Annotated in this window: 20 protein-coding genes and 1 pseudogene; 10 read left to right on the plus strand and 11 right to left on the minus strand. The window is 61.8% G+C overall.

The window, feature by feature from the left end:
• Positions 1-50: 50 nt before the first annotated feature.
• Positions 51-236 (plus strand): annotated as a pseudogene (locus tag AC1Q6Z_RS26795) (DUF3363 domain-containing protein); the annotation flags it as partial.
• Here the strand turns inward: AC1Q6Z_RS26795 and AC1Q6Z_RS26800 are convergent.
• From AC1Q6Z_RS26800 to pdxR, 4 genes are all read right to left on the minus strand, one after another.
• A complete protein-coding gene (locus AC1Q6Z_RS26800) occupies positions 206-994 on the minus strand; it encodes a YggS family pyridoxal phosphate-dependent enzyme (protein WP_492649897.1) in 789 nt (262 codons plus the stop codon). The pseudogene AC1Q6Z_RS26795 and the gene AC1Q6Z_RS26800 sit on opposite strands and share 31 nt — an antisense overlap.
• Positions 991-2,295, minus strand: coding sequence for a serine hydroxymethyltransferase (locus AC1Q6Z_RS26805; RefSeq protein ID WP_492649898.1), 1,305 nt, complete (start codon positions 2,293-2,295; stop codon positions 991-993). The genes AC1Q6Z_RS26800 and AC1Q6Z_RS26805 overlap by 4 nt, the downstream gene beginning before the upstream one ends.
• 163 nt (positions 2,296-2,458) lie before the next feature.
• Positions 2,459-3,178, minus strand: a complete 720-nt coding sequence (locus AC1Q6Z_RS26810) for a glutamine amidotransferase (protein ID WP_492649899.1) — start codon at positions 3,176-3,178, stop codon at positions 2,459-2,461.
• Between the two features lie 89 nt (positions 3,179-3,267).
• Positions 3,268-4,761, minus strand: coding sequence for a MocR-like pyridoxine biosynthesis transcription factor PdxR (gene pdxR / locus AC1Q6Z_RS26815; RefSeq protein WP_492649900.1), 1,494 nt, complete (start codon positions 4,759-4,761; stop codon positions 3,268-3,270).
• Between the two features lie 110 nt (positions 4,762-4,871).
• Between pdxR and AC1Q6Z_RS26820 the strand changes: the two genes are divergently transcribed.
• Complete coding sequence (locus tag AC1Q6Z_RS26820) at positions 4,872-6,104, plus strand: benzoate/H(+) symporter BenE family transporter (RefSeq protein ID WP_492649901.1); 1,233 nt, start codon at positions 4,872-4,874, stop codon at positions 6,102-6,104.
• Between the two features lie 66 nt (positions 6,105-6,170).
• On the opposite strand, the gene AC1Q6Z_RS26825 is transcribed toward AC1Q6Z_RS26820, so the two are convergent.
• Complete coding sequence (locus AC1Q6Z_RS26825) at positions 6,171-6,956, minus strand: helix-turn-helix transcriptional regulator (RefSeq protein ID WP_492649902.1); 786 nt, start codon at positions 6,954-6,956, stop codon at positions 6,171-6,173.
• 97 nt (positions 6,957-7,053) lie between these two features.
• Here AC1Q6Z_RS26825 and AC1Q6Z_RS26830 point away from each other — a divergent pair, with 97 nt between their 5' ends.
• The 4 genes from AC1Q6Z_RS26830 to AC1Q6Z_RS26845 all read left to right on the plus strand — a co-directional run bounded on the left by AC1Q6Z_RS26830 (position 7,054) and on the right by AC1Q6Z_RS26845 (position 14,277).
• On the plus strand, positions 7,054-8,514 hold the full coding sequence (locus tag AC1Q6Z_RS26830; RefSeq protein WP_492649903.1) for an MFS transporter: 1,461 nt from the start codon (positions 7,054-7,056) through the stop codon (positions 8,512-8,514).
• 439 nt (positions 8,515-8,953) lie between these two features.
• A complete protein-coding gene (locus AC1Q6Z_RS26835; protein ID WP_151653956.1) occupies positions 8,954-9,463 on the plus strand; it encodes an RNA polymerase sigma factor in 510 nt (169 codons plus the stop codon).
• A gap of 124 nt (positions 9,464-9,587) precedes the next feature.
• Positions 9,588-10,544 (plus strand): FecR family protein, encoded by a 957-nt coding sequence (locus AC1Q6Z_RS26840; protein WP_492649904.1) that lies wholly within the window; start codon positions 9,588-9,590, stop codon positions 10,542-10,544.
• Positions 10,545-10,653: 109 nt separating this feature from the next.
• Complete coding sequence (locus AC1Q6Z_RS26845) at positions 10,654-14,277, plus strand: TonB-dependent receptor domain-containing protein (RefSeq protein WP_492649905.1); 3,624 nt, start codon at positions 10,654-10,656, stop codon at positions 14,275-14,277.
• A 219-nt stretch (positions 14,278-14,496) separates the two neighbouring features.
• Here the strand turns inward: AC1Q6Z_RS26845 and AC1Q6Z_RS26850 are convergent, their stop codons facing one another.
• The 4 genes from AC1Q6Z_RS26850 to AC1Q6Z_RS26865 all read right to left on the minus strand — a co-directional run bounded on the left by AC1Q6Z_RS26850 (position 14,497) and on the right by AC1Q6Z_RS26865 (position 18,373).
• Positions 14,497-15,759, minus strand: a complete 1,263-nt coding sequence (locus AC1Q6Z_RS26850; protein ID WP_151654450.1) for an aminotransferase-like domain-containing protein — start codon at positions 15,757-15,759, stop codon at positions 14,497-14,499.
• 1 nt (position 15,760) lies between these two features.
• Positions 15,761-16,525 (minus strand): amino acid ABC transporter ATP-binding protein, encoded by a 765-nt coding sequence (locus AC1Q6Z_RS26855; protein ID WP_151654452.1) that lies wholly within the window; start codon positions 16,523-16,525, stop codon positions 15,761-15,763.
• Positions 16,522-17,391 carry an amino acid ABC transporter permease gene (locus AC1Q6Z_RS26860; protein ID WP_492649906.1) on the minus strand — a complete coding sequence of 290 codons (870 nt, stop codon included), beginning with the start codon at positions 17,389-17,391 and terminating at the stop codon, positions 16,522-16,524. The genes AC1Q6Z_RS26855 and AC1Q6Z_RS26860 overlap by 4 nt, the downstream gene beginning before the upstream one ends.
• A 118-nt stretch (positions 17,392-17,509) precedes the next feature.
• On the minus strand, positions 17,510-18,373 hold the full coding sequence (locus tag AC1Q6Z_RS26865; RefSeq protein WP_192800953.1) for an ABC transporter substrate-binding protein: 864 nt from the start codon (positions 18,371-18,373) through the stop codon (positions 17,510-17,512).
• 155 nt (positions 18,374-18,528) lie between these two features.
• Here AC1Q6Z_RS26865 and AC1Q6Z_RS26870 point away from each other — a divergent pair, with 155 nt between their 5' ends.
• Positions 18,529-19,419 carry a LysR family transcriptional regulator gene (locus tag AC1Q6Z_RS26870; protein WP_151654458.1) on the plus strand — a complete coding sequence of 297 codons (891 nt, stop codon included), beginning with the start codon at positions 18,529-18,531 and terminating at the stop codon, positions 19,417-19,419.
• 205 nt (positions 19,420-19,624) lie between these two features.
• Here the strand turns inward: AC1Q6Z_RS26870 and AC1Q6Z_RS26875 are convergent, their stop codons facing one another.
• Together AC1Q6Z_RS26875 and AC1Q6Z_RS26880 are read right to left on the minus strand one after the other, a co-directional pair.
• A complete protein-coding gene (locus AC1Q6Z_RS26875) occupies positions 19,625-20,122 on the minus strand; it encodes an RES family NAD+ phosphorylase (RefSeq protein ID WP_151654460.1) in 498 nt (165 codons plus the stop codon).
• Between the two features lie 7 nt (positions 20,123-20,129).
• A complete protein-coding gene (locus AC1Q6Z_RS26880; RefSeq protein ID WP_151654462.1) occupies positions 20,130-20,480 on the minus strand; it encodes an MbcA/ParS/Xre antitoxin family protein in 351 nt (116 codons plus the stop codon).
• A gap of 297 nt (positions 20,481-20,777) precedes the next feature.
• Between AC1Q6Z_RS26880 and AC1Q6Z_RS26885 the strand changes: the two genes are divergently transcribed.
• From AC1Q6Z_RS26885 to AC1Q6Z_RS26895, 3 genes are all read left to right on the plus strand, one after another.
• Positions 20,778-22,130, plus strand: a complete 1,353-nt coding sequence (locus AC1Q6Z_RS26885) for a purine-cytosine permease family protein (protein ID WP_151654464.1) — start codon at positions 20,778-20,780, stop codon at positions 22,128-22,130.
• A gap of 202 nt (positions 22,131-22,332) precedes the next feature.
• A complete protein-coding gene (locus AC1Q6Z_RS26890; RefSeq protein WP_151654466.1) occupies positions 22,333-23,292 on the plus strand; it encodes an AraC-like ligand-binding domain-containing protein in 960 nt (319 codons plus the stop codon).
• A gap of 76 nt (positions 23,293-23,368) precedes the next feature.
• Positions 23,369-25,390 (plus strand): hydantoinase/oxoprolinase family protein, encoded by a 2,022-nt coding sequence (locus AC1Q6Z_RS26895; protein ID WP_151654468.1) that lies wholly within the window; start codon positions 23,369-23,371, stop codon positions 25,388-25,390.
• Positions 25,391-25,395 lie beyond the last annotated feature (5 nt).

Genomic DNA, 25,395 nt, shown 5'->3' on the forward strand with positions numbered 1-25,395 from the left:
CACGCGGGTTTTGAAGGCTTCAGATGAAGCATGTCGGCGCGTCAGGGGACGGCACCCTGCAGCTATCCAGCGGCAAGTGCGCCATTTTGGAAAAGAGCTACGAGTTCATCCTTGTCGCGTGGCGAGCTGTCATCGAGCGCCAACTCGGCCGTGAGATCGCGAGCGTCGTGCAGGGTGGTTCGGGATCGCGGCAGACGGGCATAGGCTATGAGTGCGGAATTGTGCCGGGCCAGTAGAAGGCATCATCGGTCGGACGCGGGCCGAATATGGCCTGGCCGACACGAACGACATCAGCACCTTCTTCGATGGCAACCTCATAATCCCCTGACATGCCCATGGATAGCTGCGTCAGGCCGGAATGAACGGCGATGGCCCGGTCGCGCAGAGTGCGCAGCAAGCGGAAGCAGGGTCGCACCCGTTCGGTATCCGCGCTAAAAACGGCCAGCGTCATCAGGCCGCGGGGTTTCAGCCGGGGATACTCCGGCAAGCGTTCCACGAAAGCGGTCAGATCGTCAGGGTGCAAGCCGTATTTGCTGGCCTCGCCGGAGGTGTTCACCTGCACGAACACGTCAAGATCGCGCCCCTGTGCATCGAGGCGGCGATTCAGTTCCTCCGCCAGCCGGAAACTATCGAGAGCGTGGAATTCCGATGCGAGGCGGACAAGATATTTCACTTTGTTGGTCTGGAGGTGGCCGATGATGCTCCAGCGGATAGCAAGATCGCCAAGCACCGCCTGCTTGTCGCGCGCCTCCTGCAGCTTGTTTTCCCCGAAATCGGAGATGCCTGACGCAAAGGCGAAGCGCAGGATATGGGCGGGAACCGTCTTGGTGACGGGCAGAAGCCGCACGTCTTCTGGCTGGCGCCCGCTGCGCAGGCAGGCGGAGGCAATGCGTTCCTGCACATTTTGCAGGTTGGTGGCAAAGGCGCGAGCGGGATCGTTCCCGAAGCGCGCTATGTCTTGCGACGAAAGATCGATGTTCGACGATGCTGTCATATCCGAACAGGCTCCCCCATCGTGGCAGTCAGCAGGGCCGCGGAAAGCGACCGACGAGGCCGCGCACTAGCCCACCAATTCGTTCTCGCTCGGCTTCGGGCAGTTCCACCGCGAAGGGCGCGAGGCGTGTCGAGCATCGGAGCGGCGATCTGCCGATACTCGTCCACACCGAAGCCGCTTGAAGTTCCTGCTGCGCTGCCGACCCGGATGCCTGATGTCACCATGGGTTTCTCGGGATCGTTCGGCATGGCGTTCTCGTTCAGCGTGATGCCGACCGGTTCCAGCGCCTTTTCGGCGATGTTGCCGGTGACGCCGAAAGGACGCAGATCGACCACCGCAAGATGACTTTCCGTGCCGCCTGTGGTGATCGCCAATCCGCTATCGGTGAGTGTTTGCGCGAGGACGCGGTAATTCCCGGCGACGCCCCGCGAGCAGGTCCTGGACGAGGGGTGAAGCGTCTCACCGAACGCCACGGCCTTCGCCGCGATGACGTGCATGAGCGGGCCGCCTTGCAAGCCGGCAAAGGTCGCAGAATTGCTCTTCTTCGCAAACCAGCCGCGCGGCCCGAGCAGCTTCTCATGGGTGGTCGAGGTGACGACATCGGCAAAGGGTATCGGCGACGGACAGGCGTTGCCAGCCACCAGGCCCGCGAAGTGCGCCATGTCGACCATCAGGACCGCGCCCGTATCGTCCGCGATCTGTCGGAAACGGGCGAAATCCAGAGTGCGCGGATAGGCCGATCCGCCAGCGATCAACAATTTCGGGCGATGCGTCCGCGCCAGTTCTGCCACCTGATCCATGTCGATCAGATGGCTTTCGGGGTCCACGCCATAGCTGACGACACTGAACCATCGGCCCGACAGGTTGACGGCAGCGCGATGCGCAAGATGGCCGCCCGCCTTGGGGTCGACGCCGAGGATTGTATTGCCGGGCGTCAGCAGCGCGAGGATTGCCGCCTGGCTGCCGGAGTGTGGCCGCACATTCGCATACGTGCTGCCGAAAAGCTGGTTCAGGCGTTCGATGGCGAGGTCTTCGGTCACATCGACATTGACGCAGCCGCCATAATAGCGCCGCTGCGGATAGCCTTCGGCATAGTTGTTCGTAAGGATGGAGACTCGCGCTTCCAGAACGGCGGGGCTGACGAAATTCTCAGAGGCAATAAGCTCGATGCAATTGCGCTGGCGGTCCCGTTCGTCGGCAATGTCCGCGAATACGGGGCGGTCGCCACCCGACAGACCGACGTTTCCAACGCTTCCTTCCGCAAGGGGTTGGTTCAGGGGTTCGGCTGTCGGTGTTGCCATCGCTGATCTCCTTCCAGGTTTCAGCAGGGATTGGCTCACCACATGGAGATCATGCAGCATCTGGCCTGCCGGTCCCTATCATGAGAGTGGTCCGATATATCCATCCACTTATGGGATCATATCCAGACCAATTGAGCCGCCTGGACGCAGGGTGGTGGATCAATCAGACGGTGCTGGAGAGCCATTCCTCCATCATCCTTTGCGCGGGCACGCGCATGTCTTCAGGGATGCTCTGTGCCTGCGCCCTCAACTCGCGTGGATCGATACCAGATGCCGCCAGTTCGGCCGCATGCCCTGTCAGCCAGCGTTCTATCCCGGCGCTGGCATCCACCTCGGGATGAAATTGCAAAGCCAGTATGTTCTGGCCGATGGAGAAGCCTTGGGTGGCGCACGATCCTGTCGTTCCAAGGTTCGCTGCTCCATCCGGGATACAGAAGGCGTCCCCATGCCAGTGTAGCACAGGGATGCCTTCCAGATGCCGGAGCGGCCCAAGCCGTCCGGCATCCGTCAGCGAAACGGGGCCAAAGCCGATTTCCTTGTGTCCCATAGGTGCAACCTCGGCGCCAAGTGTCGCGGCGATCTGTTGCGCCCCAAGGCAAATGCCGAGCGTCGGACGATCCTTTGCAAGCCGAACCGTGAGTATCCGGCGTTCCTCGGCAAGCCAGGGATAGGCCTCGGCTTCATAGACGCCGACAGGCCCGCCGAGGACAATCAAAAGATCGGGCTCCAGCGCGTCCAGCGTTGAAAGCGCGTCGCCATCCAGATCGAGATAAGTAACCTTGTATCCGGCCGCCGTCAGCACTGGCTCGAAAAGCCCGAGGTCTTCAAACTGGATATGCCGGATGGCGACAGCTGATTTCGTGGCGTCGGGGCCGGCTACCATGTTTTATCTCCAAAACTGTTTTCCAGCCCGCACCTATCACGAATATGGACTGCCAGTTCCCACCAATCCAGAAAACATGACCAGACCATTCATGTGCGCGTCTTTACCATCCGCAGGGCGTTCGCCAGTTTCATGACGGCAACTTCAAGCTCCGCTGGCGTGTAGGCGGCGAAGCCCATCAGGAAGCCGGCTTTGCCGTCACCAGCGGCATGAAGGGCGGACAGTCCCAACAGTTCGACGCCGACACGTCGAGCCACATCGATAGCAGCGCGCTCGGGAATGTCGCAGGTAAGAAGGCACGGCATTTGCAAGCCGCCGACGGGGATACGGGGTTCGACAAAATCGGAAAGGTGTTTGCTGACCAGGCCGGAAAGCACCTCAAGCCGTTGCGCATAGATGCCGCGCATGGCGCGAACATGCGCTCCGAAATGCCCGCCTTCCATGAACCGCGCCAGCGTCAGTTGCGCTATGGATGCCGTGTGGCCGTCAAGCAATGTGCGGGCGACCGTCATCGGGTTCACCAGTTGCGGCGGTAACACGACATAGCCAATCCGCAAGCCCGGAAAGAGCGATTTGGTGAAGGTGCCGATATAGATGGTCCGGTCATGCGGATCGAGGCCCTGCACACAGGCGGTAGGCTTGCCCGCATAATGGAACTCGCTGTCGTAATCGTCCTCAATGATCCATGCCTGATGCCGGGCGGCCCATTCGATCAGCGCCAGCCGGCGATCGAGCGCCAGCGTTGCGCCGGTCGGAAACTGGTGCGAGGGCGTGAGGAAAATTGCCCTGGCCCGATGCGGATCGCTCAGGATCGGCTCGACCGTGACGCCCTGGCTGTCCACGCGGATCGGCACCGATTCCAGACCAGCGGCGTCGAATGCCTTGCGCGCCCCGTAGTAGGCCGGGTCTTCGATGAAGATCCGCTCGCCGGGATCGAGAAGCATGTTTGCGCAGAGCGTCATCGCCTGTTGCGAACTGGTCAGCACCAGCACGCGGTCGGCCGTGGCGCGTGCCCCGCGTTCGAGGTTCACATAGTCGGCGATAGCCCGACGCAGCGGCTCGGCGCCCTGCGGGTCGCCATGCAGCAGCGCCAATGTGCCGACTTCTTTCAGCACCTGCCGCTCCAGCCGTTCCCAAAGCGGTAGTGGAAAGCTGCGCGTGTCCGGCACCCCCGGCGCGAAGGGCCGTGGTATCAACATCTCACGCACACCACCGCTGCGGAACATGGTGTCGCCGCGCTTACTAAGGTTCGGGGCCTGATTGCGCATGAGGGCGTCGCGCCTGGAGCGCCGGTGTACGGGCGCGAACTCCGTCATTTCCGCCACGAAGCTGCCGCTGCCGACACGCCGTTCAATGAAGCCCTCGGCATGAAGCTGCGCATAGGCGGCTTCTATCGTGTCGCGTGAAACGCCCAGCGATGCCGCAAGCGCGCGCGAGGCCGGGAGCGGCTTTCCGGGGCCAGGCGTGCCGTCAAGGATCAGTTGCCGGATCGCCCGCTGTATCCGCGCATAGAGCGGCATCGCCGCATGCGCAGGATGTGCGAGCCATGCCTTCACGGATTCGAGCTGCGAGTGCCTGAACAAATGGTCTGATCCTCTGGAAAGAATTGGCAGGGAACATCAGGCCATTGACCGGCTAGATGTCAAGGCATGTTCGCGGCCTCGTGCCCTGTCTCCGGAGAATGCTCGGAACCATGTCGTCCAGTTCGTCACCATCGCCTATCCGGCTGAATGATCTTACCCATCCCATCGTCGCCGGGCTGATCTCCGTCATCGTCAACTATGGCGGGACGTTCATTCTGGTGTTCCAGGCTGCACGGGTTGCGGGCCTTAGCCCGGAACTGACGGCATCCTGGGTATGGTCGGTCTCGATTGGCGTCGGGCTGACCGGGCTGTTCCTGAGCTGGCGCTACCGGGAGCCGATCATCACGGCCTGGTCAACACCGGCTGCCGCCTTTCTTGTCACGGCGCTTGCCACCACGTCTTATGCGGAAGCGGTCGGGGCTTACATCATCTCTGCTGTTGCCTTCGTTCTGCTCGGCATGTCGGGATATTTCGAGAAGGTCATTCGATTGATCCCGCCCGGCATCGCCTCGGGCCTGCTTGCGGGCATATTGCTGCAATTCGGAGTCGGGGCCTTTGGCGGCGCGAGCGTCGATCCGGTGCTGGTCGGTCTGCTGATCCTCGCCTATGTGCTGCTCAAGCGCATTTCCGCGCGTTATGCCGTGGTCGGCATCCTCGTAATCGGTCTTGTGTTTCTGCTCTGGCAGGATCGCGTCGATCTGTCGGGCCTGCAATTGCAGTTCGCCATGCCGATCTTCACCATGCCGCAGTTCACGCTGAACGCGGCATTGAGCGTCGCGCTGCCCTTGTTCCTCATCACACTGACCGGCCAGTACATGCCGGGTATGCTGGTGCTTCGGAATGACGGGTTCAGGACGAGCGCCAACCCTATCGTGACCGTGACCGGCCTTGGCTCGCTTGTCATGGCCCCTTTCGGCTCCCATGCGTTCAACATCGCCGCCATCACGGCCGCCATCGCCACGGGCCGCGAAGCGCACGAAGATCCGTCGAAGCGATGGATCGCCGGTATTGCGGCAGGCTGCTTCTATGTGCTGGTCGGCGTGTTCGGCGTGACCCTTGCGGCGGTATTCATGGCGTTCCCCGCCACGTTCATCACCACGCTCGCGGGCCTCGCGCTGCTCGGCACCATTGGCGGCAGCCTCGCGGGGGCCATGGCGGAACCGGCATCGCGCGAAGCGGCGCTCATTACCTTCCTCGCCTCGGCCGCCAACATCAACATGCTCGGCGTCGGAGGCGCGTTCTGGGGGCTGGTGATCGGCCTCATCGCATACATGGTGCTGAACGGACAGCTTCCCGGCAAACGGTCTGTCGAAACTGCGATCACCGAAGGCGCGGCAGAGTGAAGACCATGCAGCCCCATCATTTCGATCCAGAGCCAGGGCGTTCATGCTTGCCTACATGCAGCGTGGTCAGCGTTTTTGCGCGTAGACGACGAGGCGCAGATGCTGTCCGCCATCAACGGTAAGCGATGTGTGCTCAAACTCCATGGGCTTCCCCCCGACACGGATCATCCGGGTGCCGGTGCAAGGCGCATGGACGTCCTGACTGCGCCACCAGCCTTTGAACGCGCGCGAAACCGCCTCCAGTTCCGCCACCAGCCTTCCGGCATCGGCATCTTCCCGTGCGGCGGCGAAATCACGGCGGAAGCTCGCCAGCATTGCCGGCGCCTGTTCTTCCCAGTCAACGATGGCATCGCGCAGCGCGGGATCGGTAAAAAGCAGCCGAAGCATGTTTCGCTGGCCGGGTTCATGGCCATTGAACCCGAACAGCGAGTCGGCGGGATCATTGAAAGCCAGCACGTCCCAGCGCAGGTTAATGATATAGGCGGCGTGGGGGGCAAGGTCTTCCACCAGTCGGGCGGCGAGTGCCGGCACGATGCAGAACGTCTTGCCGGGTTCTGCCGGCGGACGCTCGTGGGCGAGCAGAAACAGATGCCTTCGTTCGGCGGCATCGAGTTTGAGCACGCGGGCAAGATTGTCGAGGAAATCGGCAGAAACCCCAATCTCGCGGCCTTGCTCAAGCCATGTGTACCAGGTCAGTCCGACCCCTGCGAGGGCGGCAACTTCCTCCCTCCGCAGCCCGGGTGTTCGCCGACGCTTGCCGGATGGAAGGCCAACGTCTTCCGGTAACAGCCGCTCCCGGCGCGTACGCAGGAAATTGGCAAGCTCTGGTCGGGTTCGCTCAAGGGTGCGCATCGGTTCGCCCATTACAAAAAGCAACAGCATAAGCAGTTAAATTGTAAAAGGATAATGTCCGTGGAATCGCTGGTGCGTCAACACACGAGGACGCCAGATGAGTTCCGAGGCCTGCACCACCGAACACCTTTCCCACATTCCTCCCGAAGCTGTCCGGCGGCCGCCATGGCCTGGCCTGTTCATTCTGCTGCTGGCCGGGTTCGTGACGATTTTCGATCTTTTCGTGGTCAATGTCGCGATCCCTTCCATGCAGGCGGAACTTGGAGCGAGCCTGTCGCAGATCGGGTTCATCGTGGCGGGTTACGAACTGGCCTTCGGCGTCCTGCTGGTTACAGGCGGGCGGCTTGGCGATCTCCATGGGCGGCGGAGGCTGTTCATTCTCGGCATGGCCGGGTTCACAGTCGCATCGCTTTTTTGCGGGATTGCTCCAACCGTGGAAATCCTGATCGGCGCGCGCGTATTGCAGGGGTTGGCGGCGGCGTTGCTCTTCCCGCAGGTTTACGCCTCGATCCGGGTGAATTTTTCCGGCGAGGACAGCCGCCGCGCCTTCGGCTTTCTCGGCATGACGCTCGGGCTTGCCGCCATTGCTGGACAAATCGTCGGTGGCTTTCTGGTTGAAGCCAACATCTTCGATCTTGGATGGCGCACGATCTTCCTCATCAACGTGCCTGTCGGAATATTCGCAATCCTGATGGCGCGGTTCATACCGGAGACGCGTTCGCCTGAACGTCCGGTGCTCGACTGGCCGGGTGTGGCGTTGGTTACCCTCGGGCTGACGATGCTTCTCGTGCCGCTGGTCGAGGCTCCGACACATGGCTGGCAGCTCTGGAGTTTCCTGTCGCTTGCCGGGGCTGCACTCCTGCTCACCACCTTCTATCGCCATCAGGAACGTCGCCGCAAAGCCGGCCATCAGCCTCTCGTCGACATGGCGCTGATGCGTCGGCCCCGCTTTGCCCAAGGCGGACTGTTGGTGCTCCTGATCTATTCGACGGCCTCATCCTTCTTTCTCTGCTTCGCGCTTCTGGTGCAGACGGGTTTTGGCCTCAGCCCCTTCGATGCAGGCAGCGCCTTCGTGCCCTGCTCCATCGCTTTCGTCATCCTCTCGCTCAGCGCTCCGCGCCTTGTCGCACGTTTCGGCACGCCTGCCATTGCCCTGAGCGCGGTGGTATATGCAGCCTCACTCGGAGTGCTGATAGGGCAGGTGTGGATTGCCGGCGCAGATCTTGTGGTGGCGCATCTTATCCCGGTGCTGATCGTTATCGGCGGGGCGCAGGCAATGATCATGACGCCTCTGCTCAACCTCGTGCTCGGCTTCGTGGAGGAAGGTCAGGCCGGAATGGCATCGGGCGTCATCTCCACCCTCCAGCAGGTCGGCGCGGCGCTCGGCGTGGCCCTCGTCGGCATCCTTTTCGGTGCTGCGCTCGGGGAGGGTGCCGAATTACAGGCCGCGCGCTACGCCTCGGCCTTCGTCTCCGGCATGAGCTACAATGTTGCGGCGGCCATCCTGGCAGCGATCCTGCTGGCACGACTGGCAGTTCATGGAAGCCGGAAAAGCTGAGGGTGGTGTGTGTGGCCGCCTCCTTGCCGGAAGGTGCGCAGCCGCAGCCCGCGCAACGGACTGAACGCTCTCTTCGCAGCGAGTCCTTTTCTGGAAGAGTATCGCGTCATGTCAGCCCGTCCTGTTCCGCCATCGTCGGTGGCATCTGTTGAACAGGCCATCTCATCCTCAGCAGATGGAAGTCTCTAACCAGTCGCTTGTCTGCGCATGCCAAAATCCGATCGTCGCGATGGAGAGGCTGCATGGACTGCCCCGCCAAAGACCGGAATCCGCTCAAGCCCGCATCCATGGACCGGATCTGTCCTGACGTTGAGATTCATACCGATTGTGGTCCCTTCCTAAACATGATTAAGAAACACAACTTTTATCATCCGATCCGCTTCTGAAAGCGGGGAACCAGTCGGTGTCTCATGCCTGGCCTTTTGAAAGAAGCAGACGAATGACCGGCTGGAGCCAGCGTCTGGCGCGTCTTTTCGAGCAACATCGGCAAAAGCTGGAATCTCTGGTGACGCGATCCACTGGTGATCGGGAAGTGGCGTCCGATATCGTGCAGGATGTATTTTCACGAGTGCTGAATGGCGATCAGGAAAGAACTCACGAAGAAAGCGTCAGGATCCTGTATGTGTCGGCCCGAAATGCGACGATCGACCATGTGAGGACGCAGAAGCGCCGACGGGAACTCCTTCGACGCATAATGCCGGAGCAACTTGCCTGCGATGTTCCGACACCGGATTCGATAGTTGCGGGCCGTCAGGCGCTTCTGGAGCTTGATCAAAAGCTCATGGAGCTGGGACGCATGACACGGGATATTTTCCTGTTGCGCCGGGTTCACGGCATGTCGAATGCCGACATCGGCAAACGATACGGCATTTCCGTGAGCTCGGTCGAAAAGCATGTTGCCCGCGCCATGCGCCATTGTCAGAAGGCGCTGTCCGACCGACCTGGCTGAGGCGAATGGTTTTTCATCTGTGAGGATTTTTTCCTCGGACGTTATCAGATTAAAAGGCTCGTTTATCCATTGGCCAGCTGGGATATGCCGTGGAAAGATAAGAGAGGTCGAGCCAGGGGGATGGATGCCGCCAAGCCGTAATACGACTGAGGAACAAAGGGATATCGCTGCACTGTGGCTGGCGAAGCAGACGGGCGGCTCGCTCACGCCTGATGAGCGTCGCGAGCTGGAGCACTGGCTGAATGTCGATCCGGCCAACCGGTTGGCCTGGGATGAAATGCGGGTGCTTTGGGCGCGCCTGGAGAAACCAGCGCAACAGGCCGCGGCCTCCTCACCTCCGCGCGGCGTGGTGGCCCGGCAAATGATGTCGCCTAAGGCATGGCTGACGGCGACCTGTGCAGGCGCGGTCGCCGTGTTCGCGGTCTGGGTGGTCAATCCCCATTTTCTGGAAGACCTGCAGGCCGATGTCGTCTCGGGACACGCCTATGTGATGCCGGTGAGGCTCCCGGACGGCTCCGTGGCAAGGGTAGGGGCCGATACGGCGATTGCCTTCGACTTCGATACCACGCGCCGGCATGTGCGCCTGCTGCGCGGAGAGGCTTTCTTCGAGGTCACGCCAGGCAGCACGCCGGCCTTCACTGTCGATGTCGATGGCGACCAGATACGGGTGGTCGGGACGGGTTTCAATGTCGACCGCAAGTCCGGCCGGACGACGGTGGCGGTCGAGCACGGCGAGGTTGCGGTGAGGGGCGCCCATGACCGGACGTCCCGTCATCTGACGCCGGGGCAACAGATAGCGGTCACCTCCGGGGCCGGAGGCACAGTGGAAGAAGCCGACCTCGACGCCTCACTCGCCTGGTTGTCGGGGCGGCTGGTCGTTCGTCAGGTACCGGTTTCCGATGTCATTGCCGCGCTCGGCCGGCACACCTCACAGCGGCTTCTCGTGAGAGGAAGCGTTTCCGGCAGGCGGATTTCCGGCACGTTTTCGCTGGACGATATAGACGGGTCGCTCGACACGATCGCGGCTGCGGTGGATGCGACCGTCGTCCGCGCGCTGCCTCTCGTAACCCTCATGTTTTAAAGTCGCGCTTTTTTCTCAGGATTTTTTGACCCGACCATGAGGTCTTGCCTCCGTCATTCGTTTTAAGGGTAGGGGATGACGGATGTCCCCGCTCGCTCGGGGAGTCGTGATGTCGGGGTCGAACCACAAGAATCGTATCAGGAATGTCGCTGCGCTCCTGCTTTGCAGCACCGCAGCACTGGCTGCAATGCCGGGCTGCCCGGGGCTCGCCCATGCTCAGGCCTCGTCGAGTGAACAAGCCTATCAGTTCGACATCCCGGCAAAGCCGCTGGCTTCCGCTCTGGCCGATGTGGGGAAGGTTTCCGGCTGGCGTATCGCTTATGCCTTCGACCTGTCCGGCACCAGTGCCCCGCTCAGCGGCAGCATGACGCCGCAACAGGCGGTGTCGCGCCTGCTTGCCGGAACGGATGTGAGTTATCGTGTTTCGGGTCCCCGTTCGATCGTCTTGCAGGATCGCGTCTCCGCTGCCCACGCAACACCCGCCGCCGGCACTCCGCCACCAGACGGCTCGACAGTTCTCAACACCATCAACATACAGGGCGGCGGTGCGAGCACGGTCTACACGCCGTTCGAGACGGCTGCCGCAGCGAGCCACATTCCGGCCGAGCGCATCGAACGCTTCCGGGGATCGAGCCCGGCCGACATATTTCGTGGCACGCCGGGCGTGCTGTCAGGCGAGGCGCACAACGGCGCTGGTTCCGTAGACGTCAACATCCGCGGCATGCAGGGGATGGGGCGTGTTCAGGTCAGCGTGGACGGCGCCGAGAACGCGCTTCAGATCAGTCAGGGCTATCAGGGCATTTCCAATCGCACCTTCCTTGACCCCGACCTGATCGCCGGCGTGGATGTCATCAGGGGCGCGGACGTTTCATCGCGCGGCATCGCCGGCAGCGTGGCTTTGCGCACTTTGAGTGCCGACGACATCGTCAGGCCCGGCGACACCTGGGGGGTACGCGTCAAAGGCGGTTTCGGCACCAACACATCGAAGCCGGAGCAGGGGGCGGTTGGCGGCTATGCGTGGCCCATCGTTCCCTGGCTGGAGCCGAAGGTGCCTGTCGCCTCCGATCAGGGTCTGGATCGTCCGGGGCTTTTGCAGCCCAGCAGCGGCTCAGGCAGCATCGTGGCCGCAACAAAGAATGAGAACTATGACCTGCTGGCCGGATATGCATATCGAAAGCAGGGCAACTATCATGCGGGCAGGAACGGGCCGGCAGCCTCGCCGGTCAATCTCGGGCCCCGGCCATACTGCTATTCCGGCGGCATCTGTGATGATCGCTCCTGGGAGAATTACTATCAGAATGAAGGAATAACCAACTACCGGCCCGGCGAGGAAGTGCTGAACACGCAGCTCGAAACGCAGTCGTGGCTGGCCAAAGCCACGTTGCATCTGGAGAACGAGCAAACGCTGCATCTTGGCTATACAGGTTTCCGCAGCGAGGGCGGAGACCTGCTGGCATCCCTGTTAAGCACCGAACGTATCCAGCCGGTGCAACAGCGCCTGACCACGGGGGTGGGGCTCGATACCGGCACATTGCGGTATCGCTGGCAGCCGGCGGACAACGAACTCATCGACCTGACGGTGAATGGCTGGGTGTCGCATCTGCGGCAGCGCTACGCACCGCGGGACCAGGGCAAAAACAAACCGGAAGATCTGGGCCTGCCTACCGACTTCCGCGCAGGCTCCGACTCGCTGCTGTGGGGCGGGGATGTCGCCAACACGTCGCGTTTCGATCTCGCCGGATATGGCTCGCTCGATCTCTCATACGGTCTTTCCTACACCGCCGAGGACACCAGCCCGACAAAACATGCTCTCGTGATGGTTCCCGGGCAAGGCAGCCGCGGGTCGGTCATCCGCGACGCCGCAAGGCAGGAGGCCGGAGCATATGCCCGCCTCGCATACAAACCGCTCGACTGGCTGACGGTGAACGCGGGAATGCGCTATTCGCACTACTGGTCGGATGATCGCAAGGTTCCCATCATCGATTACGGTGCATCGCGCAAACGCAACGATGGTGGCTTCACCCCATCTGTCGGCCTGACGCTTGAGCCTCTCCGTGGCGTTCAGCTTTATGCGAATTATGCCAGCGCGATGCGCATGCCGAGCATCGTGGAGGCAGGCGGAACTTTCGTTGTGCCCACGGGAAATCTCAGCCCCGAGCGCAACAACAGCTGGGACGTTGGCGCGAACTTTACAACGGACGGCCTTCTGTCCTCCGGCGATAGCGCCATGCTCAAGCTTGGCTATTTCAACTGGGATGTGAAAGATTACATTTCGCGCGAATACGGCACGCTTGGCGGCACGCAAAATGTCGGCATGTATGTCCACAACATCGATCGCGCGAAATTTTCCGGCATCGAACTGACCGGCCGTTACGAGAACGGCGGCTTCACGGCAGAGCTGAACGCAAACTATTATCTCGGCGTCGATTTCTGCTATGCGGCCGGAACCTGTGCCAATGCCACGCTCTATGGCGACTATGCCACCAATCAGGTCCCACCGGAATATTCCGTCGACCTGTCGCTGTCGCAGAAACTCTTTGATGACCGCCTGACGCTTGGCGGCCGCATGCTCCATGTCGGCCCCCGCGCTGCCGGCCATGGGCAGGTCACCACCACCGGGGCGATGCAGTTCATTTCGCTGGTGTCGTGGAAGCCATACACGCTGGTTGACGTATTCGCCGAATACAAGGTCTCGGACAGTCTCACGGCAACCGTCCGTGTCGAGAATCTGACCGATCAGTATTATGTCGATCCTCTGAGCCTTGTCCGCCAACCTGGCCCGGGGCGAACATTTTATGCAGGCCTGACGGGTACCTTTGGCGGAAACCAGACCCTTCCGCATTTCTCAGCGCCCTTTATCCGGGACCTCAAGGGCGGCAAGGTGGACTGGACCGGCGCCTATGCCGGGTTTCATTTTGGCACCGGTGTTGGCCGCACATGGGGGAACACGACCTCGCTCGACGGCACGGCAACAGACGTAGCGGCAACGGAATCCGCCGATCTGAACCTCAACGGCATGAATTTTGGCGTGCAGGCCGGCTACAACTGGCAGTTTGGCAACGGGCTGGTTCTGGGCGCAGAGGCGGGCTGGACGAAAAGCTATCTCAATGGAGCGCAGGGGGCGGCAACGACGGAAAGCTGGACAAGCTCCGTTGGACTGCCCGGAGAAGGGCTTCAGGCGAATACCCACTACGATATCGACTGGACAGCCGCCTTGCGCGGTCGCGTCGGCTATGCGTTTGACAACAGGTGGATGATCTACGGATCGGGCGGCGTCGCCTTTGCAAAGGAAACCCAGTGGCGGGATCAGTTTGCCATCCAGGAAGTCATGCAGGACACGACGGATGTGGTCTTCGTGGAGAAGGATTCGGCCACGCGCATCGGATATACGTTCGGCGGCGGTGCGGAATATGCGCTCAACGAGCGATGGTCCATAAATGCCGATTATTCATACAGCGGCTTTTCGCGAAAGGGCTTCAGGTTCGACAAGGCGCGTGCTGGCGTGACCCGGGACTACGTGACACAGGAAGTGATCGGCAAGGAGTGGAGGGAAAACCCGAACCGCGAGATCTTCGGCGATGCGATGTGTGACATGATTCCGGGCTTCTGCGATCCTTTTGAGGCGGATGTCTACGGACCGGTTCACCATCAGGGCAGCCCCACAACGGGCCGCCGCGCGTCGAACGCGCTCGACTTCCACACCTTCAGGATCGGCCTGAATTACAGGTTTTGATCGCGAAACAGGGTCTGGCGCTCTCCTCGTCTTTAGGGAGCGTCACGAACCTGTCTGGGACCGTTGTCCAGCAAAATTCTTGACCAAAAGGGACTTGAGGCACATCGCCCTGCAGTTCTTCGGCCATCGGCTTCCGAGCCGTTTGGCGCATGGCCGCGTGAACGAGGCAGACTGCGGAACGGAACGGGAGCGCTTGCCGTTCCGCCGTCTGCGCCCGCATCAGAAGGTCTGGAGTTTTAGCGATGCGTCGGCGAGAGCCTCCAGTTCCGAACTGTCGACCTCTCCTGTGCGAAGCGACGCGAATGCCTCTCCCAGAGCCGCGACGCCCTGCCGGATGCGTTCCGGCTCCTCGTAGGAATAGCAAAGGCGCAGCGCATTTCTGGAAGGCTCCAGCGGATAGGACAGGCGACCCGAATAGGTTTTCACGCCCTTTTTTATCGCAAGACCGGCCAGCATGTCGGCATCGACGTCGTCCGGCAGTTCCACCCAAAGGAAATATCCCCCCTGCGGAACATGGACGCTCGCTTCGGGCAGATGGCGGCGCAGTTCGTCTACCATCATGTCCCGATGAATGCGCAACTGGCGAATGATCGCGGCAATGTGGTGCGCCACCTGATTACCGGCGAGGAGTTCGAGAAAAATGCGCTGATTGAACGGACTGGTGCCGCCATCGGCCTTGTGCGCGGCCATACGCTCTATGATCGACGCGGAGGCAATGACCCAACCGATGCGCATGCCTGGCGCCAGTATTTTCGAAGCCGTACCCAGCGCAATCACCACGCCGGACTCATCGAGGCTTTTCATGGGCGGCACCGCCTCGCCCTCGAAGCGGATACGCCGATAGGGGTCGTCCTCGATGATCACGAAGCCGAAACGCCGGGCGAGACGGATCAACTCGTGCCGCCTCTCCAGGCTTGTGGTGATGCCGGTCGGGTTGTGAAAATCAGGAACGTCAAACAGCAGCTTGGGCAGTTTATCTCCCGCGCTCTGAGCGGCCGCGAGCCTTTGTTCAAGCACATCCGCCTGCATTCCCTGCTTGTCCTGCGGGATGGCCCAGAAATCAGCCTCATGCGTGCGCAGGATGCTGAGCGCGGTCATATAGGTTGGCGCGGTGACGATGACGGCGTCGCCCGGTTCGATGAAAACCCGGCAGGCAAGATCAAGCCCATGCTTGGCGCCGTTGACGACCATCACATTGTCGCGCGCGCAGACGATGCCGTCGGCGGCAACATAGTCGACGATCTGGTCGCGAAGCTCTTCCAGACCAAGGACGTCGGAATATTGCATCGTCTCCGTTCGGTGAGCCGCCGCCGCCTTGCCTGCCTCCATGCTGATATCGGGCAGGCAGCGTGGAAAGGCATAGCCTCCCGACAATTCGACGAGGTCATTTGCTGCGGCATGGCTGGCATGGCTGGAATTCAGCGCGCGCGCGGCAAACCGGTATGAGGGATTGTTTGGTGTCTCGATATTATGGTTTGCCATCTCACATAACTCTGCTCAGGAATGCACGGGTGCGTTCTTCTTTTGGATCGGTGAGGATGGAACGCGCGGCACCGCTCTCGACGATTTCGCCGTCGACCATAAAATGCACCGTATCGGCGACCTCACGGGCGAACCCGATCTCGTGGGTGACGAGGATCATCGTCATCCCTTCTTCGGCCAGCGTTTTCATCACTGCCAGCACCTCGCCGACCAGTTCCGGATCAAGCGCCGATGTCGGTTCATCGAACAGCATCAGGCGTGGCTTCATCGCCAGTGCCCGCACGATGGCGACACGCTGCTGCTGGCCGCCGGAAAGCTGCGCCGGATATTCGTTTTCCTTGGCGGACAACCCCACCCGGGCCAGCAATGCACGCGCATTCGCGGTCGCTTCCTTGCGGGAAGCGACACGCAGGATCACCGGCGCCTCGATGATGTTTTCCAGCACCGTCATATGCGGGAACAGGTTGAAGCGCTGGAACACCATGCCGATATGGGTACGCTGGCGTGCGAGCGCGGTTTCATCCAGCTCGTGGAACCGGCCGTTGCGTTCCTCGTAACCCATTGGCTGGCCGTCGACATAGATCATGCCGCGGCTCTGGGTTTCGAGCCGGTTTATGCAGCGCAGGGCAGTGGATTTTCCGGCTCCGGAAGGACCGATGATACACGCCACTTCGCCGTCCAGAACATCAAAGCTGACATTCCTGAGCACATTGACCGTGCCAAAAGACTTGGAAACGTTCCGGACCTCGACGACAGTCTTTTTCATGGCGTTCCGGCTTTCCTGTTCCTGCTGCGCCCGAACATGATGGCGAAGAAATCCCTGAGCGATTGCAGGGCCTGAGGCTCCTGCGTTTCAGCAAAACCACGCGAATAGCGGCGCTCGATATAGAACTGGATGATGCTGAACACCGTGGTCAGAAGCAGGTACCAGAGGCTCGCAACGACCAGCAGTTCGAGGATGCGGAAATTCTCGTTGTAGATCCGGGTGGCCTGGGTCAGCAGATCGCCCGCCGCAATCACCGAGATCAGCGACGACGTCTTGAGCAGCGAAATGAACTGGTTTCCGGTTGGCGGGATGATGATGCGCAGCGCCTGCGGAAGCACGATGCGCGACAGAACCCTGCCCGGCGGCATGCCGAGCGCCTTTGCGGCTTCGCGCTGGCCGCGATCGACACTCAATATGCCGGCCCGCACGATCTCGGACATGTAGGCGCCTTCGTTGAGGCCCAGTCCCAGCAGTGCCGTGAGGGTTGCCGTCATCAGCGCATTGGTTGAGATGTCGAACATCACCGGGCCGCCGGGAATGCTCAGCGATATGCTTGGGAAGATGATGCCGATATTGAACCAGAAGATCAGCTGCACAAGAACAGGCGTTCCCCGGAAGAACCAGATGAACGCACCGGCCGTGCTGCGCATGACGGGATTGTCGGACACACGCATCACCGCAAGCATGATGCCCAAAACCAGCCCGATCAGCATGGATCCGCATGTGATGTACAACGTGATCCAGACGCCCGTGAGAATACGGGGATCAAACATATAGGCCGGCACCGTCGAAAAGTGGAATATCTCGTTGCGCGCCACCTGCCAGACCAGCAGGACTACCAGCAGTGCGATGAGCAGGCTGAACACCCACCGCCCCGGGTGGCGTCGGGGGACGATCTCGTAGCCATCCTTTATCATTGTCGCTATTCGCTCCGGAGAAATAGGGCGTGACCCGGAAGGCACCGGGCCACGTTTCAGGTGCGGGTCAACGGGCTGCCGCGTTGACGGTCGCCTTGCCGATCGCGATCTGGCTCACGTCGTATTTTTCGAGAATGCGCCCATATTCGCCGCTGGCGATGATGGCATCGAGACCGCGCATCAGCGCCTGAGCCAGCGCTTCGCGGTTCTTTGCGATCGCCATGCCATAAGGGGCAGCGGAGAACTGCTCGCCGACAAGATCAAGAACGCCGTCGGATTGCTGCACTTTGTAGGCCGACAGCGGATAATCATGGATGATCACGTCCGCACGACCGCCGCGCAGCTGAAGCATGGACTGGGTGGCTTCAGGAAATTCGTTGACCGTGACGGCAGGCCGTCCTTCAGCAACACATTTCTCCGACTGTCGTTTCGCATAGGTTGTGGCAAGATCACCGGTCTGCGAAGCAACGATCAGGCCACAGATATCATCAATACCCTTCACGCCCTTTGGATTGCCTTTGGCGACGATAATGCCTGAACCGACATCGGCGTAATTGACGAAATCGACGACCTGCTGGCGTTCAACGGTGTCGGTAATGCCGGTCATACCGACATCGAAGCGGCCAGCGCTGATGCCCGGAATAATGCCATCGAACTTGATGTTGACCCACTCGACCCTGAGCCCAAGTTCCTTCGCAATCGCTTCGATGATCTCGGCGTCGATGCCGACATAGGCACCGCTGCTGTCAACCGAGACGATCGGCGGGAAGGAAGCGGTTGCCGCGACTGTAATGGCGCCTTCCCTGATCAGGCCGAGATCCTGATCCTGCGCGGAAGCAGTCGTAACTGCACCGAGGGATACGGTGAAAACCACCGCCGCCATCGCAGAAATTTCGCGGCAAAAAGTGCGTGTTTTGTTCCTGATTGACATAAGCTTCCCCTTTTCCAATTCGAGTTTCTTATACAGGTAAAGCTGACGAACTTCCCTGTTTATAAGGATGAGCCTATGTTTCATTCAGTGTCTGCGAACTGTCCAATCCTATTATTGGTATGAAATATAAGGTTCGCTTATAAAGGGGGGGCGACATGAATCTGAAACAGCTTGAGGCGTTCAGGGCCGTCATGATCGCGGGCAGCATGGTTGGCGGGGCCAGGCTGCTTCGCATCTCCCAGCCTGCTGTCAGCCAGATGATCCGTCTCTTCGAGAAGCAGGCGGGGATTCAGCTTTTCCGCCGCCACAACGGCAAGATTTCAGCCACTCCCGAGGCGGACATTCTTTTTGCCGAGACCGAACGCGTCTATTCGGGGGTCAAGATGCTTGAGCGGCTGACCGAGGGCCTGCGCCACAACACCTACGGGACATTGCGCATCGCCGGCTTCCCGGCAATCAGCCGGCAGGTTCTGCCGAGGATCATCTCGCAGTATTGCCGAGAGCGGCCGGAAGTGAATGTCACACTGGATTCCATCCAGTCGCGCAATATCGCGGATCTCATCGCGCGGCGTGAAGTCGATCTTGCCCTGTCGGTCCTGCCCAGTGACCGCGACGAGGTGGAGGGACGCATCGTCGGCACCCTGAGGGCGGTCTGCATTCTGCCGCACACTCATCGCCTGCGCGATCGCGACGTTATTCACGCCAAAGACCTTGAGGGGGAGGCGTTCATCTCCCTTGGCGGGACAGATCCCTCCCGCATGATGATTGATGAGGTTTTCGAGACGCTCGGCGTCAACCGCCGGCTTCATGTTCAGACGACACAGTCCGACATTGCCTGTGGCTTCGTCGCTGAGGGAACAGGTATATCCATCATCGATGAACTGACGATGTCCTGGTACGGTGCCGAGCGGATCATCGCACGTCCCTTCGAGCCGGGCGTATCCTTCCGGGTCTGGCTTCTCCAACTGCGCACCAGCCGGCAATCACGGCTGGTGAAAAGCTTCTCGGAACTGCTTCGCGACCAGATCCCCGGCTTCCTTGGATGACAGGAAGCCGGCATGCGGGGGAGGGAAAGCGTAGCGAGAAGGTCCGGTCCCTGCACGGCAACCCCCTGTACCGCAACGCGCACGCTTTCATTGAGCCCGGGCCAAAACATCATGCTCTTCAGGCCAGCCGCCCTGATTGTACAGTTGCGTTGCGGATCGCCGGCTCCGTGCCGTCAGCATCTTTAAATTCGAACCCGGAATGGCCCTACCGCGACAGCCGGCCTTCGTCGTCGATCAGGGTGAGCCGGCAGGGTGCGGCGTCGCCCCAGCGCCAGAGGACAAGATTGAGGTCGTCATCGCTCGCGCCATGGGCGAAGCTGCGCACCAGCAATCCGTGGTAGCCGGCCGCCAGAAGCCTTGCGGCGAAGGCCTGCGTCGGGGCTTCGCCGGTGGCTTTCATCTGGTCGCGCCAGGTGGCGTCGGCAAGGGCTTGCGGGGTCATGCCTTCGGCCCGCAGGGCGGTGACGTCCCGGCTGTCGAAGACATTCCCGATGTCCGCCTCATAGGCGACGAGGGTGGTCGGTTGCAGCGAGCCGACCTGATTGGCCTCGCGCAAGGCCGTCATGATCGACAGCGACGCATAGAGGGCGGGTGTTCCCTTGCGGTTGAAACGGCCGCCATAAAGCTCGGCGCCGCGCCCGGACAAGGGCTCGCGCGCATAGATCGGGTTCAGCGCCCGGTAGAGTGATCCGCGATACTCCATCTGCGGTTTATGCGTGCACGCCGGCGTCGACCGCGTCGATATAGTCGAGCACTTCGTCGGCCCGACCGTCGCGCACCAGTTGCATGGCCGTGAGGCCGGAGAAGCCCGGCAGCGGTTCCGACCGGTACCACGCATAGGCCATCAGCGCCGAGCCGAACCGGGGCTCGACCTTGTTGACGATCTCGGTCATCTCGCGCAGGCGCCGCTGCGTCTTGTCCGAACGGATGCGATCCTTGCGCTGGATCGCATCCTTGCCGAGCCCCGCCGTGCGCGCGATCTCCTCGCTCGTCGTGCGCAAGGCGCTGGCGATCTTGCGTGGCGAGAACAGCCCGTCATCGGCATATTGAGCCAGACCCATCCGCTTGCCTCCATTCGAGAATGCCAATTATTATGACGCAATATAGCGTCAGAATTTCCGGATTTCAATGGTCCGTGGCGGACGGCTTCGGCAACCCGCATATGCGCTGTCGTGCAAACAATCGTTCCCTGCCGGCAAAGACAAGCTTTTACGCAGGGCCTAGCTTTCCGGCTGCACGGTGCAAAAGACACCGGCAGTCCGCTCCGCAAGAAAGAGCGGGCCGTGTCAACGAGGCTCGGGAACGTCTCGGAAGCGCACATATCGCGACGAGGCTTCGCGCTGCGAGGGGAAAAACCCATGTCCGGAAAGATTTCGATGGAAGAGGTCGACACGCTCGACTTCTCGACGACGGCTGTGCCGCCGAATGCGCGCATGCCGAAATTCGGCCTGACCATGGCCTGGTGGGCCGTGTGCAGCGCCCTGTTCTATATCGTGGTGGGCGCGGCACTGGCGCTCGGCTTCGGCAGCAAAAATGCCATCATCGGCATGGTGCTGTCGGTGATCGCCTATTCGGCGGTCAATGCGGTGCTGAGCCGCTATGCGATCAGGACCGGCCTGTCGGTCGCCCTGTTCTCGCGCGTGCTGTTCGGCAATGTCGGCGCGGGCATCGCCACGCTCATCTTCTGCGCAACGGCCATCTACTATGCGGTGTTCGAGGGCTCGGTGATCGCGGTCGGCATCAACACGGTGTTTCCGTCCGTCGCCTATCCGGTGGCGGCGCTGATCGTGGTGCTCTACAGCGTGCCGCTGATCTTCGGCAGCATCCAGAGCTGGCTCGACAAGTTCAACGGCGTGCTGCTGCCCTTCTACATTCTTGGCCTGATCGTGGCGGTGGCGCTCGCCATCGGCGAATATGGCTACAGCGACAAATGGCTCAATCTCGGGCCCGAAGGCGGCGCGCCCGCTTCCGGCTGGTGGTCCTGCTTCGTCGCCTATATGGGCGTGTGGGTGCTGATGATGTTCACCTTCGACTATGCCCGTTTCGGCCGGCAGGAGGATGCGGACTATCACGCCTGGTTCAACTTCGGCACGCCCTTCTACCTGATGGTCTTCGTGGTGAGCGGGCTGTTCGGCATGTTCATGGTCGCCACGGTGCCCGATGTCGGCGCGACGGAGGTTTCGGTGCTGCTGGCGCTTCTCAAGCTGATGGGCATCTGGGGGCTGGCGTTCGTGTGGATCACCCAGACCCGCATCAACACCGCCAATTATTATCTGGCGGCGGTGAACATGGAGGCGCTGGTCGCGGCCTTCGGCAAAATGCCCTTCGGCCGGATCGGCTGGGCGATTGCCGTCGGCGCCATCGTCTATGTGCTGATGCTGGCCGACGTCTTCGCCTATCTGCTTCAGGCGCTGGCCTATCAGGGCATATTCGTCGTCGCGTGGGTGGCCGTCGCCATGGCCCATATTCTCAGCGATCGCTACGACCGGCTTTCCGGCGGCACGGTGGAATACAGGTCCGAACAGGTGCCGGCCCTCAATCCGCTTGGCCTCACCGCATGGTTCGGGGCGGCCGCCATCGGCATCCTGCTCCACGTCTCGGGCGGAAGCTACGCGGATTTCTCCGCTCCGGCCACGGCAGTCGTCGCGTTCGCAATCTACGCGGCGGGTCTGCGCAGCGCCAGGCGATCCTGGTTCTTTGCGGCAGGATGACAACGCCCCGCACCTGCCGGTTCAGGCCGGCGGGTGCGCCCGGGCACAAGACAGGGTGCACACAGATGCAAGACTCGGCAGCATGGCGAAACTAGCGTATTCCTATGACGAGACTATTGCAGGAGACGATAGCTCGGGGTTCCGGGGAAATTTGTTCGACGGCGGCGCGATATTGCGCCTGACCACGGAATGGGAGGTTCGAATGGACATCAGATATTCCACCGCCGATGCCAGTCCTGCCGCGCGCAAGCGTTACTGGAACGAAGCCGTATCGCAGACCTATTTCTCGCTCGACCTGACCTTCAGGAACGAGCCCCGCTTCGACGGCTCCCTCAACAACTGGAACCTCGGCACGCTGTCGCTGTCGCGGCTGGCATCGGACGGCCTGCTCTATCGCCGCCACAAGCACCATCTGCTGCACGAGCGCGACGAAAGCTACCTGATCACCGTGCCGGAACGCGCCGACGTGCATTTCCTGCAGGACGGCCGCGAGGCGCATTGCAAGCCCGGCCAGATCCTGGTCGAGCGCAGCCATCTTCCCTATGATTTCTCCTATGCCGAGGCCAATGCGCTGTGGGTGCTGAAGGTGCCGGGCAGCGTGCTGCGCTCGCGCGTCGTGCTGCCGGAGCGGCTGGCGTCGCTGAGCTTCGACGCCACCTGCGGGGCGGGCGCATTGTTCGTCGACATGATGCGTCTGGTCGCCGCGCGGCTGGAGGAGATGGACGATCAGGCGCGCACCATGTCCGGCCGCCATCTGGTCGACATGCTGGCCATGGCGGTTTCCGCCGACGAAAAGATGCTCAACGCCAACGCGTCCTCCGTGCAGATGGCGCATCTGTATCGCGTGGAGAGCTTCATCCGTCTCAATCTGGCTTCGCCCTCGCTCAGCCCTCAAACCATCGCCGACGCCTGCGGCATCTCCGTGCGCTATCTGCACCAGCTTTTCACCGGCTTTGGCCGCTCGGTCAGCGAATGGGTGAAGTTGCAGCGGCTGTTGATGTGCAGGCAGATGCTGTGCGATCCCGCCTGCCGGAAGAAGGTTTCGGAGATCGCCTATGAATGGGGCTTCAGCGATCAGGCCCAGTTCAGCCGGCTCTATCGCGCCGAGTTCGGCGAAACGCCAAGCGGGACGAGAGAGCGAAGCCGCATGACATCGCCCTGACTGACAGCGCCGGCATAACCAGCTGAGAGCGCTGCCGGCGCGCCCTTCCCATTACATTGCCAAAAAGGAGAACACGATGCCCAGCTTGCGTGTGGCGGTCGACGTCGGAGGTACGTTCACCGACGTCTGTATCATGGACGAGAAATCCGGAAGCATCCGGATCGAGAAGACCGCCTCTACCCCCGATCCGATCGACGGCATCCTCGGCGGCGTGGCCAAGGCGGGCGTGGACATGGCCGATGTGGCGCTGTTCTCGCACGGAACCACGGTCGCCACCAACGCGCTGATCACCCGCCGCCTGCCGCGCGCGGCCATGGTCTGCACCGAAGGCTTTCGCGACGTCATAGAGATCCGCCGCGCCAACAAGGAAGACCTTTGGGACACCTACAAGGACGTGGTGCCGCCCTACATTCCGCGCCGCGACCGGCTGACGGTGCCCGAACGCGTCGATGCCGCCGGCAAGGTGGTCCGGCCGCTCGATGAGGCGGCCGCCCGCGAAGTCGCCCGCATCCTGAAGCGCCGCAACGTCGCCGCCGTGGCGGTGTGCTTCATGAACGCCTTCGTCAACGGCGCCAATGAAAAGCGCATGAAGGAAATCCTGCAGGAGGCAATGCCGGACGTTCCCGTCTCGACCTCGTCCGAGGTGCTGCCGGAAATCTTCGAGCATGAGCGCTTTTCCACCACCGTCGCCAATGCCGTCCTGACCCCTGTGGTGGTGGACTACACCAGACGGCTCGGCCAGCGCCTGCAGGAGGACGGCTACACCCGCGACCTGCTTCTGCTGCACACCGGCGGCGGCGTGATGACGCCGAAGAGCGTCGAGGATTTCGCCGCCCGCCTCGCCGGGTCGGGCATTGCGGCGGGCGCCATCGCCAGCCGCCAGATCGCCATGCTGTGCGGTTTCCGCAACTCCATCGGCCTCGACATGGGCGGCACCTCCACCGACGTCTCGCTGGCCTATGACGGGCAGTCGCGCGTCACCAAGGACTGGTTCATCGAATATGGCTATCCGATCCGCTTTTCCTCCATCGAGGTGCTGACCATCGGCGCCGGCGGCGGCTCGCTGGCGTGGCGCGACGAGGCCGGCTCGCTGCGCAACGGTCCGCAATCGGCGGGCGCCAATCCGGGACCGGCCTGCTACGGGAACGGCAACAGGCAGCCGACCAACACCGACGCCAACGTGGTGCTCGGCCGTCTCGGCACCAGCCTTGCCGGCGGCAAGATCACGCTCGATCCGGCACTGGCCGCGCAGGCGGTTACGGAAGGCGTCGCCGAACCGTTCGGCCTGTCCATTCATGCGGCCGCCGACGCCGTCATCAAGGTCGCCAACGCCAACATGTCGGATGCCGTGCGGCTGATCTCGATCAGCCGCGGCTACGATCCGCGCGACTTCGCGCTGGTCGCCTTCGGCGGTGCGGGCGCGCTGCATGGCGCCGCGATTGCGAAGGAACTGTCGATCCCCGCCGTGATCGTGCCGCCCAATCCCGGCGTCACCTCGGCGCTCGGCTGCCTGCTCGTCGACATGCAGCACGACTTCTCCGAAAGCTACATCAAGGCGGCTTCCGAAGCGGATGCCGCGACCATCGAGGCCGATTTCGCCCGCATGGAGAAGGATGCGGTGGAGCGGCTGGTGCATGAGGGCGTCGAGCCCGGTGACATCGTGCTCCAGCGCAGCGTCGACATGATGTATCAGGGTCAGTGGCGTTCGCTGGCGGTGAATGCGCCGACCCCTGTCACCAGCATCGCCGATCTGGTCGAAGCGTTCCACCGCGAGCACAAGCGCGAATACAATTTCCGCCGCGACGAAACCCCGGTCAGCCTCTACCGCCTCAACCTGAAGGCCACCGGCATCGTGCCGAAGGCCGAACTGCCGAAGCATGAGCCGACCGGCGTCACACCCGCGCCGCTTCATCGCCGGCCGGTCTGGTTCGGGCCGGACGAGCCGCATGACACGCCGGTCTATGACCGCGACGACCTGCCGGCGGGCTTCAGCTTCGAAGGACCGGCCATCGTCGAGCAGCTCGACTCCACCGTGGTGGTGCCGCCCGGCACGAAGGCGGAAGTCGACCAGTATCTCAACATCATCATCCGCGTCTGAGAGGA

It is taken from the genome of Shinella sp. GW835-FHT14H05 (assembly GCF_058793575.1).